The 14,214-nt window shown below is 68.2% G+C and carries 14 protein-coding genes; 9 read left to right on the top strand and 5 right to left on the bottom strand.

All coding sequences use genetic code 11. From position 1 onward, the window contains the following. Positions 1-27 precede the first annotated feature (27 nt). The 5 genes from SD72_RS01670 to SD72_RS01650 all read left to right on the top strand — a co-directional run bounded on the left by SD72_RS01670 (position 28) and on the right by SD72_RS01650 (position 3,341). The gene (locus SD72_RS01670; protein ID WP_042542650.1) at positions 28-648 is read left to right on the top strand and encodes a response regulator; all 621 of its coding nucleotides are present in this window, start codon (positions 28-30) and stop codon (positions 646-648) included. A gap of 171 nt (positions 649-819) precedes the next feature. Next, positions 820-1,290, top strand: a complete 471-nt coding sequence (locus SD72_RS01665; protein WP_042542649.1) for a DUF2871 domain-containing protein — start codon at positions 820-822, stop codon at positions 1,288-1,290. Positions 1,291-1,465: 175 nt separating this feature from the next. Then, positions 1,466-1,918 carry a hypothetical protein gene (locus SD72_RS01660; RefSeq protein ID WP_042542648.1) on the top strand — a complete coding sequence of 151 codons (453 nt, stop codon included), beginning with the start codon at positions 1,466-1,468 and terminating at the stop codon, positions 1,916-1,918. Continuing rightward, the gene (locus tag SD72_RS01655) at positions 1,905-2,267 is read left to right on the top strand and encodes a transcriptional regulator (protein ID WP_042542647.1); all 363 of its coding nucleotides are present in this window, start codon (positions 1,905-1,907) and stop codon (positions 2,265-2,267) included. Before SD72_RS01660 ends, SD72_RS01655 begins: the two co-directional genes overlap by 14 nt. A gap of 177 nt (positions 2,268-2,444) precedes the next feature. After that, a complete protein-coding gene (locus SD72_RS01650; RefSeq protein ID WP_042542646.1) occupies positions 2,445-3,341 on the top strand; it encodes a TIGR01777 family oxidoreductase in 897 nt (298 codons plus the stop codon). A 26-nt stretch (positions 3,342-3,367) separates the two neighbouring features. Here the strand turns inward: SD72_RS01650 and SD72_RS01645 are convergent, their stop codons facing one another. Continuing rightward, a complete protein-coding gene (locus SD72_RS01645) occupies positions 3,368-4,762 on the bottom strand; it encodes a cryptochrome/photolyase family protein (RefSeq protein WP_042542645.1) in 1,395 nt (464 codons plus the stop codon). Positions 4,763-4,906: 144 nt separating this feature from the next. Here SD72_RS01645 and SD72_RS01640 point away from each other — a divergent pair, with 144 nt between their 5' ends. Beyond that, a complete protein-coding gene (locus tag SD72_RS01640; RefSeq protein ID WP_084766668.1) occupies positions 4,907-5,383 on the top strand; it encodes a PaaI family thioesterase in 477 nt (158 codons plus the stop codon). Between the two features lie 306 nt (positions 5,384-5,689). Next, positions 5,690-7,102: a magnesium transporter gene (gene mgtE, locus SD72_RS01635; RefSeq protein WP_232299602.1), complete on the top strand. Its 1,413-nt coding sequence runs from the start codon at positions 5,690-5,692 to the stop codon at positions 7,100-7,102. 36 nt (positions 7,103-7,138) lie between these two features. Here the strand turns inward: mgtE and SD72_RS01630 are convergent, their stop codons facing one another. Continuing rightward, positions 7,139-7,609 (bottom strand): hypothetical protein, encoded by a 471-nt coding sequence (locus tag SD72_RS01630; protein ID WP_042542644.1) that lies wholly within the window; start codon positions 7,607-7,609, stop codon positions 7,139-7,141. A gap of 142 nt (positions 7,610-7,751) precedes the next feature. Between SD72_RS01630 and SD72_RS01625 the strand changes: the two genes are divergently transcribed. After that, positions 7,752-8,339 (top strand): AAA family ATPase, encoded by a 588-nt coding sequence (locus SD72_RS01625; RefSeq protein WP_232299601.1) that lies wholly within the window; start codon positions 7,752-7,754, stop codon positions 8,337-8,339. On the opposite strand, the gene SD72_RS01620 is transcribed toward SD72_RS01625, so the two are convergent. Further along, complete coding sequence (locus tag SD72_RS01620; protein WP_198141818.1) at positions 8,278-9,489, bottom strand: MFS transporter; 1,212 nt, start codon at positions 9,487-9,489, stop codon at positions 8,278-8,280. The two genes, SD72_RS01625 and SD72_RS01620, sit on opposite strands and share 62 nt — an antisense overlap. A gap of 229 nt (positions 9,490-9,718) precedes the next feature. Here SD72_RS01620 and SD72_RS01615 point away from each other — a divergent pair, with 229 nt between their 5' ends. Further along, the gene (locus tag SD72_RS01615) at positions 9,719-10,303 is read left to right on the top strand and encodes a TetR/AcrR family transcriptional regulator (RefSeq protein ID WP_042542641.1); all 585 of its coding nucleotides are present in this window, start codon (positions 9,719-9,721) and stop codon (positions 10,301-10,303) included. A gap of 22 nt (positions 10,304-10,325) precedes the next feature. Here SD72_RS01615 and SD72_RS01610 read toward each other — a convergent pair whose 3' ends face one another. Both SD72_RS01610 and SD72_RS01605 read right to left on the bottom strand, forming a co-directional pair. After that, a complete protein-coding gene (locus SD72_RS01610) occupies positions 10,326-10,988 on the bottom strand; it encodes a GyrI-like domain-containing protein (RefSeq protein WP_042542640.1) in 663 nt (220 codons plus the stop codon). A gap of 52 nt (positions 10,989-11,040) precedes the next feature. Further along, entirely contained in the window at positions 11,041-14,151 is a 3,111-nt protein-coding gene (locus SD72_RS01605; protein ID WP_042542639.1) for an aminotransferase, read from the bottom strand. Between the last annotated feature and the right edge of the window lie 63 nt (positions 14,152-14,214).

The following is a 14,214-nucleotide window of genomic DNA, read 5'->3' as shown; positions in this document are numbered from 1 at the left end:
CGAACCAACCAGCCCAGAGGAGACCTCATGACCATCACCGTGCTGCTCGTCGACGACCACCCGGTCGTGCGCAGCGGGCTCCGCGCCGTGCTCGACACGGGGGCGAGTGTCGCGGTTGTCGGTGAGGCCGCGACCGGGGAGGCCGCGATTGCGCTCGCCGAGCATCTCCGGCCAGACGTCGTCTTGTGCGACCTCCGGCTTGGCAGCGGCATCGACGGGATCCAGACGACGGCCGCCCTGCGCGCGCTCGACCCAGCGCCGGCCGTGCTCATCCTCACGACGTTCGACCGCGACGCCGAGATCCTCGGCGCGATCGAGGCGGGTGCGGCGGGCTACCTCCTCAAGGACGTCGCGCCAGAGACAATCGTCGAGGGCATCGAGCGAGCCGCTGCTGGCGACATGTTCCTCACCCCCGACATCGCGTCGCGTGTGCTCAAGGGCATGCGCGATCCGCTGCCGAAGCTCACCGAGCGCGAGGTTGAGGTGCTCAGGCTGCTCGCGACGGGGGCGGCGAACCGGGAGGTCGCCCGCGCGCTGTTCGTCACGGAGGCGACAGTGAAGAGCCACGTGGCGCACATCTTCACGAAGCTCGACGTCGACAGCCGCTCGCGTGCGATCCACCGCGCCGGCGAGATGGGCCTCATCTAGCGGGGCCGCCGCGCGCTCCCACCAAAACCGCCGAGCGCTCCCGCTCCTGCCGCGCCCCTCACCACAACTGCCGCACCGCTCACCTCACTGCCGCCGTGTGTTCGGCCGACAGCGGTGATTGCTGCGCCCAAATTCCAGTCACACCCACACCGTCCCAGAAAGGACATCACCATGAAGAAACTGCTCAACGCCTCGTTCATCTACATGCTCGTCGGAGTCGCCTCCGGCCTGTTTTACCGCGAGTTCACGAAACTCAACGACTTCCCCGAGGGTCAATTCACCCAGCTTGGGCTCGCCCACACCCACCTCCTCACGCTCGGTTTCATCGTGCTGCTCATCGTGCTCGCGCTCGAGAAAGTGTTCGCGATCTCGGCAAGCCGCAAGCTCTTCGCCTGGTTCTTCTGGCTCTACAACGCGGGCGTCGTGCTCACCTCTGCGATGCTCATCTGGCACGGCAGCCTCACCGTGCTCGGCGAGGAGTCCTCGAAGATGATCTCGGGTATCGCCGGCCTCGGGCACATGCTCATCACCGCCGGCATGATCGTGTTCTTCGTCGCGCTGCGCCGCGCTGTCGGCCGGAGCGCGGCTGGCCAGAGCGCCGATGCTACCGTGGAGCACACCATAGCCCCGATCGCACGGTAGCGGTGTCGGCCATCGTCGTGTGGGCCGCGCTGCGCCGTTCGCTCGCTACCGCCGTCACCCTCACCAGCAGCTTCAGCCTCGGGGTACGTCGCCGTGTTCGCTGCGCTCCTCGCGCTCGCCTGCCGTAAAGTGCGCACTCTTTCCATACTGGAAAACAAGGCGTAGTGTTTCCAATATGGAAAGAGAGCCCTCACCCGCCGACTCCATCGCGGCCCTCGAGGCCACGAGGGAGCTCAACGCCGAACGACTGCAGCGACCCAAGCGATACTGGACGATGCTCGCGTGCATGCTATCCATCTACGCCCTCATGCCATACACGCGTTCTTGGCCCGCCTGGATGCAGTACGCGGCGCCGCTCGCCGCGCTCTTCGTCATCTTCGCCGTCTCGGCATGGAAGCAGCCTTCGGCCGTACGCAAGATTCGACTCTCGGGCGCCATGACCCTGCAACTCATCGGCTTCGCGCTGTCCGGCGGTATCCTCGTCGGACTGAGCGGGGCGCTCTACGCCGAGCACGGCCTGTGGTGGCTCCCCGCCGTCGCAGCGGTTCTCGTGTTCGCGCTTGTCTCCGCGGGAGGTAGGGCCATGGACAGCTCGTGGGCGCGACGGGCGAGCCGTGGCGGGAACTGACAGACCCGCGCCGCCAGCGCTCAATCCGACGATCCACCCAATCGCACGGCTGCGCATCTGCACACTCCTCGACCCGGTGACCGAGGAGGAGTTCGGGGCGCTCCGGGACCTGCTTGAGGTCTCCGACTCCGCACTCAGCAAGCAGGTGGCCTCGCTCTCCGACGCCGGGTACGTAACGCAGCGCCGGGCGGTGCGGGCGGGAAGGAGCCGAGTGTGGGTGTCACTCACCCCACGAGGCAGGCGCGCCTACCGCTCCCACGTCGCCGCACTCACCGAGCTCGCCAGCCTCGCCAGCAAGAACGCGTCCGCGTCCGCGGCAGACAGTCCGGGCCACAGCATCACCCCTTGAGACCCCACGACCGCAATCCTACGGTTGGTTGCCAATGGCGCAACAGTCGCGGCTGTCGCTGCGGCCAGCAAGCGGCACGCCGGCATCGATCACCCCGGCATCGATCACAGCCCCGCTCTGCCGTAGAGTTAGCTCTCAACGACCGAGTGCACCAGGGGAATCGACGCAGGGGGCAGCATGAGTCAGGGCAACGTCGTCATTTCGGGCTCTTCCGGCCTCGTTGGGAGCGCGCTCGTCCGCTCCCTGCGCGCCGACGACGTTGGGGTGACCCGCCTCGTCCGGCACGAACCGCGCGCCGAGGACGAGGTGCGTTGGGATCCTGAGCAACCCCTCGACCCAGCTGTGCTCGCGGGAGCCACGGCAGTCGTCAACCTCAATGGCGCGAGCATTGGCCGCCTCCCCTGGACGAGCGCCTACCGCCAGCAGCTCGTTGAATCCCGCATGCTGTCGACGGGCACGATCGCGGCGGCCGTGAGCGAGCTCGGCCGGGCGGCACCGCTGTTCGTCTCCGCGTCAGCAGTCGGCTTCTACGGTGACCGCCCCGGCGAGCGACTCACCGAGGCGGCAACCCCCGGCACCACCTTCCTCGCCGGCCTGAGCGAGGACTGGGAGGCAGCGGCGCTGAGCGCCGGCCAAGACGCGAAGGTCGCGCTCCTGCGCACCGCCCCGATCCTGCACCCGCAGGGCGTACTCAAGCCGCTCGTCTTGCTCACGAAGCTCGGCGTGAGCGGGCCGCTTGGTGGTGGGCGGCAGATCTGGCCGTGGATCTCGCTCACTGACGAGGTGCGGGCTATCCGCCACGTCATCGACCAAGGGCTCACCGGCCCGGTCAACCTCACAGGCCCGGAGCCCGCAAGCGCGAACGACATCGGGCGTGCGATCGCGTCAGAGCTTCGCCGCCCCTACCTTGTGCCCGCCCCGAAGTGGGCGCTGCGGCTCGCGCTCGGGCGCGATGCCGCCGACTCACTGCTGCTGAGCGACGCGAACGTCGCGCCGGAGGCACTGCTTGAATCGGGCTTCGCGTTCGAACACCCGACCGTCGCGGGCGCGGTTGCGGCGGCGCTCGCCGGCTGAGGGGCCTGTTCCGATAGCGCGAGCGGCTACGGGGCGCTCCGCTCGCGCGGCGCGAGTTTGATCGACTCGTAGGCGGCGAGCGCGCGCACCCGCGTCTCACGCAGGTCGACGAGCTGCGGCAGCATCACCGAGTCCGGCGCCCAGCGGTCCACGTAGCCCCCGTCGCGGTCGAACTTGTGCTGCTGCGTCTCCGGGTTAAACACCCGGAAGTACGGCGCAGCGTCAGCCCCGCAGCCGGAAACCCACTGCCAGTTGAACGGGTTGCTTGCGGCGTCCGCGTCGACGAGCGTATCCCAGAACCAGGCCTCGCCGACGCGCCAGTCGATTAGCAGGTTCTTCGTGAGGAACGACGCGGTGATCATGCGCACTCGGTTGTGCATGAAGCCGCTCTGCCAGAGCTCCCGCATGCCGGCGTCGACGACGCCAAAGCCTGTCTCGCCGCGCTGCCAGGCCGCAAGTTCGTTGGCGTCTGGCCTGCGCCAGGGGAAGCCGTCGAACTGCGGGTTGATGCCGCGCACGTGCAGGCCGGGCTCCGCGTTTCCCGCGCGGTCGACCCCGGTGTGGTGAAACAGCGTGTGCGAGGCGAACTCGCGCCAGCCGACCTCCGAGAGGAATGTGCCGACGTCGACGCCCGTCTCCGTTGCTGCGGCGAGCGCCCTGTGCCAGACGGTGCGGGGGCTGATCTCGCCCCAGCGGAGGTGCGGCGACAGCTCGGATCCCGCGTCGATCGCCGGGAAGTCCCTGCGCTCGCGGTAGCCTGGAGCGCGCTCGTCAAGAAACCGGTCGAGGCTGCCGAGGGCCGCAGTTTCCCCAGGGGTCCAGCGGTCGGCAAGACCGCCCGCCCAGTTCGGGCGGGTCGGCTGCAGCTGCCAGGCGTCGAGGGCTTCGCTCGCTGGCTGGAGGGCGGCCGCGGTGAGCGTCTCGGGCACGGGCAGCGGCGCGGCCGGCGCAGGCAACGCGAGGCACGCCCGCCAGAACGGCGTGTACACCCGGTAGGGCGTGCCGGTCGCGGTTGCGACCGTCCACGGCTCGAACAGCAGGCCGCCGCGGAAGGAGCGTGCGTCGATCCCGCGCTCCCGCATCGATGCTTTCAGGCGCGCGTCGAGGTGTCGCTCGCTGCCGTAGCGGCGGTTCCAGAACACGTGCGTCGCGCGTGATTCCTCGGCGACCTCAGCCACGATGCGCTCGCTCGCGCCTCGCCGCAGCACGAGCGGGATGCCGAGCGCCGCGAGATCCGCCCGCAGCCGACTCAACGACTCGTGCAACCACCAGCGCGCCGCACCACCGAGCGGCCGTGTCTCCGCCGACTCCTCGTCGAGCACGTAGAGGGCGACGATTCCCCCTGCCTCCTCGGCCCCAGCCTGTAGCGCTGCGTGGTCGGCGAGGCTGAGGTCGTCACGAAACCAGATAAGTGCTGTCACCGCACCAGGATAGTGGCGGGTCCCTACAAGTTTCGGAAGTCGCGCCGAGGTTTCGTGGTACATCTGAGTGAGGCGCCGCCCGCCAAACCTGCGGTCGCCACCACATTCATCGCCGCGGAAGCGGCAGGAGACGAGGGAGTCACGATGAGCGGGATCACACTGAGGGGCACAGACGCTGCGGAACACCTCGAGGGGTTCAACAGCTGGCCGACGCTCAAAACGCAGGGCATCACGATCGAGGAGTTCGCAGACGACTTCACGCGCGCGGTGATCCGCATGGACATCACCGACGAAAACGCGAACTACATGGGCACCGCGTTCGGGGGCTCGCTCTTTTCGATGCTTGATCCCTTCCTCGTGATTATGTCGATCAATCAGCTCGGGCCCGACTATGTCGTGTGGGACAAGGCCGCAGAGATCGAGTTCGTCTCCCCTGGTATCGGCTCCGTGCACGCAACGGTCGAGATGCCGCCCGAGACCGTCGCCGAACTCCGGGCGGCTGCCGAGGGTGGCGCGAAGGTGCTGCGGTGGTTCGAGATCCCGATCACGGGCCCAGACGGCGCCCTGGTCGCGAGCGTGCGCCGGCAGCTCTACGTGCGCGAGCGGCGCAAGGACGGCTAGTCGGCAGCGGATCCCCGCATCCCAGCAGCGCCCGGTTTTGTCGCATCCGCTTCCCCACTGATAGGGTACGTGCGGGCAGCGTCGAGCTGCCACAAGGTTGTTCGATTGAAGTGAGGTGATATCCGTGACCAGTGACAGTTGTAGTACTCGGCCGGATCTCGTGTTCGCCCGCTTCGCGCACCCAACGGCGTAGCGGCCCACCCGCCGTCCGGCTCCCCCTCGGGCGCCGCATTCGCATCGCGCCCGCATTCTGTTTTGCGTGCCCGTCACTGACGTGTGCGCGCCCCGCGGCGAAGGAGCGACGCCATGACCATGCCACCAACCAACCCTGTCCGGGTCCCCCAGACGAAGGCCGCCCTCGGGAGGGCTTCGCAGGCGAAGACCCAGGACGAGCTCGTGGCTAGCATCAGTCAGCTGTACGCGGCGCGCGATCTCGGCGCGATCACGCGTGAGCTGAGCCCACTGCTCGCGCCAGACATTATCCCGGTGTTCGAGCGCCTGAGCGACAAGCAGCGCGCTGTCATGTACCGGCTCCTCCCGAAGGATCGCGCCGCCGAGGTCTTCGAGATCCTCGACCCCGCACTGCAGAGCGACCTGCTCCACGGGTTGCAGGACGCCGAGGTCGCGCAGCTGTTCACCGATCTCGATCACGACGACCGGCTGTGGCTGCTCGACGAGGTGCCGGCTGCGCTCGCGACCAGGCTGCTGCGTGGGCTCCCCGAGCAGGAGCGCGTGCTCACGTCTGCGCTGCTCGGTTACCCGCAGGGCAGCGTCGGGCGGCGCATGTCGCTCGAGTACGTGTCGACGCGGGCGAACTTCACGGTCGCCGAGACGATGGAGCGGGTACGCGACAGGCTCGACGACGCGGAGACGGTCTACACGATCCCCGTCCTCGACGATTCCCGGCACGTCGTCGGCGTTGTCAGCCTGCGCGAACTGCTCGCGGCTGACGGGGCAATCGTCGTCGCCGACATGATGAATCCCGTGCACACCGCCGGAGCGATCGAGGACGCTGAGCAGGCCGCGCGGCGCTGTGCGGATCGCGCGCTGCTCGCGCTGCCGATTGTGGATCGTGAGGACCGCCTCGTCGGCATGCTCACCATCGATGACGCGATCCGCATCCTCGAGCACGAGGAGAGCGAGGACGCCGCGCGCCAGGGCGGCACCGAGCCGCTGCGCCGGCCGTACCTTTCGACCCCCGTCGGCGCACTCGTGCGCTCCCGGGTGATCTGGCTGCTCGTCCTCGCGGTCGGTGCGACACTCACCGTGCAGGTGCTGTCGGTGTTCGAGGCGACGATCGAGCAGGTCACGGTGCTCGCGCTGTTCGTGCCGTTGCTCATCGGCACGGGAGGCAACACAGGCAACCAGGCCGCGACGACCGTCACCCGCGCGCTCGCGCTCGGCGACGTCGCATCGCGTGACTTCTGGCGGGTGCTCACGCGGGAGCTGCGCACTGGCGCGATGCTCGGCCTGCTGCTCGGCGCGCTGGGATTCGGGATCGCGGCGGTCGCTTTCACGCCGCAGATCGGGCTCGTCATCGGGCTCACGCTGCTCGCGGTGTGCACGCTCGCCGCGGCCGTTGGTGGGTGCATGCCGCTGCTCGCCCGCGCAGTGAAGGTGGATCCTGCCGTCTTCTCGAACCCGTTCATCTCGACGTTCGTCGACGCGAGCGGGCTCATCATCTACTTCCTCATCGCCCGCACCATCCTCGGGCTGTAGTCGGGCGCGCGCGGCTCTCGCTTGCCGCGGCCCCGCTCACCAGGCGTCGAGCGGGGGCGGCGCGCCGTCAGGCCCTGCCGCGAGCACGCCTTCGAAGGGTGTGAGTAGCCGCCACTCCCCCGCGGCTTCGGTGTCAGTGAGGAACAGCACGACATCGCCCGCAACGTCGAGCGGGTCGCCCTCCGGGTAGACCTCGTCGCCCATGCAGGTAATGGGTGTCGACGCGACCTCGAGCGGCTCCTTCGCGTCAGCATCGCCCTTCAACACCTGCGCGACGCTCACCTCGTGGACGGCAGCCCGGTACCCGAACACGCTGCGCGTCGTGTGCGCGGGTGCGACCCGCCCCAATACGACGAGCTCCGCCCCATCGAACGCGTCCTGTGGCGTCTCGTGCGACGCCCATGACACACACGTTTGCGCCGTAGACGGCAGGCCACACCCGGCCAAGCCGATGCTCGCGAGCACGCCAACGCCAACGACAAACCCCGTGCGCACGGTGAAAGGCACGAAAACCGGTGCCTCTGCGCGAGTGATTCACTGCGTTTCCCTTCGGACTGTTCCGCCTGTTCCGGCTAGCTGTGCACCCAATCTACGTGCCCAACGCCCGGACGAGAACCCTTCCACGGTCCCAAATGAGATACTTTTCCCTATGAGTTCCCCAGCAGTTTCCCCGCCGGCCATGCCCGCTCGGGTGCCGGATCGCGTGCTCATCGCGGGGCTCACCGGCTCTGGAAAGACGACGCTCGCGCGCCGGCTGGCAGACCGTTGGCAGCTCACCCACGTCGAGATCGACGCCCTCTTCCACGGACCGAATTGGACACCGCGATCCGAGTTCCTCGACGACGTCGCCGGGTTCGCGGCGACCGAGCGCTGGGTCACGGAGTGGCAGTACACGAGCAAGGGTGCCGGCGAGATCCTTGAGCCACGGGCCGAGCTCGCCGTTTGGCTCGACTATCCCTGGCGCGTCGCGCGGCGCAGGCTGATTCGCCGTACGCTCTCGCGCAGCCTGCGGCGCACGGAGCTGTGGAACGGCAACCGGGAGGGCTCCCTGCTGCGCCTCGTCAGCCGGGACCCGGAAGAGAACATCCTCGCGTGGCAGCGGAAGACGCGGAACGCGTGGCGGGAGCGGATGCCGGATGCGCTCGCCCGGAACCCGCAGCTCACGCTCGTGCGGCTCAGCTCGCCAGCCGAGACGGAGGCGTGGTTCGCGGCTCTCCCCGTGCGGGTCGAGCGCTGAGACGACGGAACAGCGTCAGCCAGACCACTCCGAGCAGCATGAGACCCGCGAGGCCAGCGAGCAGCCACTGAAAACTCAAGTCGAGCTGGCCTGCAAGCGGCCCAATGCTCGCTCCAACGAAGAGCACGAAGCCGTTGAGCGCCATGCCGCTCGCCCGGTTGGGTGCAGCGCTCTCGCCAAACAGGCCGATCATGGTTGGCACGGCGAGCGCGACACCGGTGACAAACACGAGGCTCGCGAGCGCCGTGCCCGGCAGCGAGTCAACGAGGAGCGCCTCACATGCGAGGCCGATACCGGCAATGGCGAAGCCCGCTCGCGCGACGCCCGCGACCCCGATCCGCTTCGCGAGTCGACCAGTGAGTAGCGAGGCGAACATGCCGGGAAGGCCCACGAGCCGCAGCAGCACAACCTGCGAAGGATCAAGCCCGAAACGCACGAGGTGCGGGCCGAGGGCCGTGTACATCGCAACGAGCGACAGCAACAGTGTCACGTGTGCGAGGGCGAGCAGCAGCACGGACGGCCGCGCTGCGACCTGGGCGAGGCGCACGAACCTACGCGGCAGGTTGTCGCCGTCGGCGCCCCGTCGCGGCTCCCGCGCCCACAGCGCGACCCCGATGGCGGCTGCGGCGAGCAACGCCCCCGACCCGAGGAAGAAGGACTGCCAGCCGACGCGTATCGCGACGAGCTCCGGGACAACCTGGCCGAGCACGCCCGCCACGAGGAACGCGGTCGACATCGCGCCGACCGCGAGGCCGCGCCGCGCAGGCGCGACCGCCTCCGAGAGGTAGGCAAGGGCGACAGGCGCGAAGCTCGCGGCGATGAACCCCTGCGCGCTGCGGAGCAGGCCGAGCACCGGCACCGTTTGCGCGAGAGCGACGCCGCACGTCGCGATGGCAAGTCCGCAGAGTCCAACGAGCAGGATCCGCCTCCGACCGAACTGGTCGGCGAGCGGCCCCCACACGAGAAAGCCAATGGCGTAGCAGAGGCTGAACGCCGAGGAGAGGGCGAACGTGACGTCCCCGCCGAGGTCCGCGCCGACGGGCACGATCAGCGGGATCGCAGCGTACAGCTGCGTGAGCACGACGAGCGCGGTGCAGACGAGCAACGGGATCACCCAACCAGAGGCGGGCCGAGCTGCAAGCCGGTTCACTGCCAATCGCTTCGCTGCCGCCCGATTCCCTCGCGACGGCCTTCCGGCGCCAGTTCCGGAGCGCGTTGATCCTGACATGGCTTCCTTTCCAACGCTAGCGTTGGGAATTACCGTAGTACAGTTGCAGGCAAGTAGCAACGCCTGCGTTGGAAACCCCTGACCTCGGGGAGATCCAGCAACGTAGACCGCACTCCGCACACCGCACACCGCACACCGAGAGGACACCCGCATGGCTTGGGACACCGAGGGCACACAGCAGAAGATCCTCGACGCTGCCGTAGCCGAGTTCGCACAGCGCGGCCCCGATGGCACCACGGTGGAGCGGATCGCGCGGGTCGCCGGCGTGAACAAGGAGCGAGTGTACAACTATTTCGGCGGTAAACAGGAGCTCTTCGCCCGCGTACTCAGGGATGAGCTTGCGCGAGTAGCTCGCGACGTCCCCATCGATGGCCTCGACGCTGCCGGACTTGGCGACTACGCCGGCCGCGTCTACGACTACCACCGCGAGCACCCGGAGCTCAGCCGACTCATGCGCTGGGAAGGGCTCGCCTTCGACAGCGAGGTGCCTGACGAGGAGCTCCGCCGTGAGCACTACGGCTACAAGATCGCTGCCGTCGACGCAGGCCAGCGGTCGGGCGAGGTCACCGCCGACTTCGAGGCCGATCAGCTCATGTTTCTCGTGCTCGCACTCGCAGGCTGGTGGTCTGCCGTGCCTCAGGTCGCGCGAATGATCACCGGGCCCGAAAGCGCCGACGAGCACGCGCGGCGACGCGCATCCGTCGTTCGCGCGGCCGCGAAGCTCGCGGCCGCTTAGCCGCAGCGAGCTTCGTGCCGCACTAGCCCGCGGCGCGAACCGGCTGGCGAAGGATCGTGCGCAGCTTTTCCGGCGCTACCCTGCGTGGATCGCTGAGATATATCTCGTGGTGCGTGCCGGCGAAGACGAGTCCCTCGGCCGGCATGAACTCGTCGTGCATCCTGGCGAGCACCTCGGCCTCGTCGTCGTAGGACCCAACGTGGAGTGTCTGCACGCAGCGCCCCTCCGCGAGCGTGCGCAGTTCAACCTCTCCGAGCCGTACTGGCGGGCGCTTCTTGCCCGTCGTCTCCCCCGCCGCTGCGACGGCGGCCGCGACCGCTTCGTCTCCGAGCCACTGCGGCATGAGGAGCAGCATCGTCCAACTCCAGCGCGACTTGTCTCGATTCGCGGTGAAGGCAGCCATATCTTCCGCCCACCAGAGACCCTCAAGGGGTGGCACGACGTAGTCGCGGCCGAGCTCGCGCTTGCTCGCGAACTTCAGCTTGTAGGCGACCGGGTACAGCGCGGCAAGGGCCTCGGCGTATTCCGGCGAGACGTTGGGATCGCCGTGCCCGTCGATCGCGAGGTAGCGCAGCTCAGGCACGTCGAGCACGCGGAACTCCCCGCGCTTCGCCCCGTAACTGTCGAGGCTCGTCTTAAAGTCGACCTTCTCGTTCACCGATCCGCTCCACCCCGATACGCTCATCCCCGGCGGCGCCTCAGCGCCTCAGCGCGTCAACGTCGCAGCGCCGCAGCCGCTACCAGCCCTCGGTAAGCACGCGGTCGAGCTGCTGCACCATGAAGTCGGCGCTCTCCGCGCTGAGCGTCAGCGGCGGCTTCACCTTGAGCACGTTCGAGCGTTCGGAGGTTGTGAGCACGACGACACCGAGTTCGCGCAGCCGCTCGCAAATCGCGGCCGCCTCTGCGGTCGCTGGCGCAAGCGTCTCGCGGTCGCGCACGAGCTCCACGCCGAGGTAGAGGCCCTCGCCGTGGATCGGGCCAACGATGCCGTGGCTTTCGGCGAGCGAACGGAAGCCTGCGGCGAGCCTCGCTCCAACCACTGCCGCGTTCTCCTGCAATCCCTCATCGCGCATCGCGTCGAGCACCGCAATGCCGACCCGGCACGACAGCGGGTTGCCTCCGGCCGAAGAGAAGAACTGGCCCTGGCTCGCGAGCGCGTCGGCGATCTCCTTCGAGGTGATAACGCCACCGATCGGGAACCCGTTGCCCATTGGCTTCGCGATCGTCACGATGTCGGGGATCACGCCGGACTGTTCGAAGCCCCAGAACGATGAGCCCATCCGCCCGAACCCGACCTGCACTTCGTCGGCGATGCACAGCCCGCCGGCCTCGCGCACGCGGGCGTACACATCGGCGAGGTATCCCTCCGGGAGCAGCACGCCGCCCGCATTTCCCAGTACCGACTCGCAGATGAACGCGCCGACATCACGTCCGTCCGCGGCGAGGCGCGTGAGATCCTCCCCAAGGTCTGCCGCGTATCGCTGCCCGACGCTCGTATCTCCCGCATCGCCGCGATAGCTGCCGCGGAAGCGGTTGGGAACATCTGAGACGTGCACCCAGTCTGGGCGGTTCTCGAGGGCGAAGGGGTTGTCGTAGGCACTCGTCGTGACCGCATCGCTCGCCATGGTCCACCCATGGTAGGCCTCGCGGAGTGCGACAACGGTCTTGCGACCCGTGGCCGCCTGGGCAAGCCTGAGCGCAAGGTCCACCGCCTCAGATCCGCTATTCACGAGCAACACCGTGTCGAGGCCCGATTCCGCAGGCAGGAGCGCAAGCAGGCGCTCACTGTACTCCGCCAGTTCGCGATACAGGAACCGGGAGTTGGTGTTCAGGATGCGGATCTGGCGATTCATCGCCTCGGCAACGCCTGGGTGGCCGTGCCCGAGCCCCGTCACATTGTTCACCATGTCAACGTATGAACGCCCCGTGGTGTCAACGAGGTGATGCTGCCATCCGCGCTCAATCTGCATGGGCGCCTCGTAGTAGCGTTCCTGCGCGCTCGCGAAGATGCCCTCGCGCCGCGCCTGCTCGTCGCCGGCTTCGTCGCGTTGCGCGAGTGCGGGCAGGCCGAGCAGCTGCGCCGGATCCTGGGTGAGCCTCCGCCAGGCCGTTGCCCGTTCGGGGGTGACGAACTGGGCACGCCCCTCCTGCGGCTGCCCCACCGACAGGATTGCCGGTGAGAGCCCAGATACGGCGTCTGCTCGGCACAGCATGAAGGCGATCGGTCGCGGATCGTCGGAAGCTTCGAGCGAACCAATGGTCTCGCCAACGAGCACCGTGTCGCCGGCGGCCACGTGCGGAACCGCCCCATCAATCGACACGAACCAACCGGATCCCGCATCGATGAGCAGCCCACGGCCTGTGACGGCGACGACCGAACCTGCGAGCGGTGCAGTGACCTGTTGCGCGACGCCCGGCGCAACCCAGGCCTCGGTGCCGAGCGGCCAGGTCTCGCCCGCGTTCACCGCGTTGATTTGGGTGCGGGTGAGTCGGTATACCCCGTACGGGAATACGGCGGCCGCCGCTCCCTTCACGAACGCGTCATCGACGAGATCTGTTTCAGCGTCGGATGCGAGCCAGGATCCTGCATCGAGCTCTGCGGCTTCAACGCCCGGGTCAAGGATCAGCACTTCACCAGCAAGTTCGGGAAGCAGGGATCGCAGCGGGCGCAGTGGAGCGTTGGTGGACACCGGCTGCTGCCCACCGTCGGGAGACGGTGCGCTGCTCGCTGGCTCAGGCTCCTGGGCGGCCCCGGTGGGTGCGGCAGGAACAGGGACCGACGGTGCAGCCTGGAGCCGCAGCCCGCCTGCGGCGCCTGGCTCCCCAATGAAGCCAAGGCGCGCGAGCACCTGCTCCGTCATCTCGGTGAGGGGGAAAAGTGTCGCGGCATCAAAAATGGCCTGCTCGCCTGCGACGCGATCCCGCGCGTAGTCGTTGTCACCATCGATTTCGAGCTGTCGCCAGCCGCTCGCCACGAGCAGCGCAGCTCGCAGCACCACCAGCGGCCAGACGGCGCGAGCCTCGGGCACGCTCACCGGCGCTGCGGCGTGGAACGCGTCGAGGGCGCCAAGCACGCGCAGCGGACGGTCGGGTTCGTGGTGCAGTAGCGACGAGGTTGTCACTGCGAGCTCAGCAATGCGCCAGCCGTATGAGAGGTCGCCGAGGTCGAGCACCGTGTGAGGGTGCAGCCGCGTGTCATCGCCCCTGATCCCCACAACGTTGTCGTCGGTGAGGTCGCCATGGATCGCTTGTACCGGCAGCGCATCAACGAGTGGATCGAGGGCGCGCTGCGCCTCCTCCGCCGCACTGAGCACTCGGGCACGCAGACGCTCGTCAGCGATCGCGGCGGCCAGTCGCAGCGTCTCAGCGTGCGCGACACGCATGTCCCACATGTGTTCGCGCTCAAGGCCAGCGTGGTCGAGCTCGGAGAGGGCATTCACCGAGGCAGCAGCGAGGGCGCCGAATTCACGGATCACGCCTGGCGCGAGGTAGCCGCAGTCGACGAGCGCCTCGCCAGCGATGAACTCGCTGCGGCGAACAGCGAATGCTCCCCACCGCTGCACGAGCTCACCGTCGACGCCCGGCAGCACTGCAGGGACAGATACGCCGGCGACCCGGTAGGCGTCGAGCGCGAGGTGCTGCGCTTCCCTTGCGGAGTCGGCAAACACTGGGTGGTCCACGCGGAGGACGGTGCGGGATCCGTCCGCGGCCTCCAGGACAAAGTTGCGATCCTGGTTACTTCCAAGCTCTCGAGCCACGACGTCGACCCCGTAGTGGTCGCTCGCAATCGCCGTCGCGTCTACCTCAGTCACGTCAGGCCGAACAAGGCCGCCAGCGGGTTGAGTCACTGTGAAACCACCTTTGGATCGCGCACAGACACCGGAGGACGATTCTGTGCATGTTCTATACAA

Source organism: Leucobacter komagatae, from assembly GCF_000834055.1.
Classification (GTDB): domain Bacteria; phylum Actinomycetota; class Actinomycetes; order Actinomycetales; family Microbacteriaceae; genus Leucobacter; species Leucobacter komagatae_A.
The sequence above is the reverse complement of the archived record's forward strand: the minus strand, read 5'-3'. Positions and strand labels throughout refer to the sequence as shown.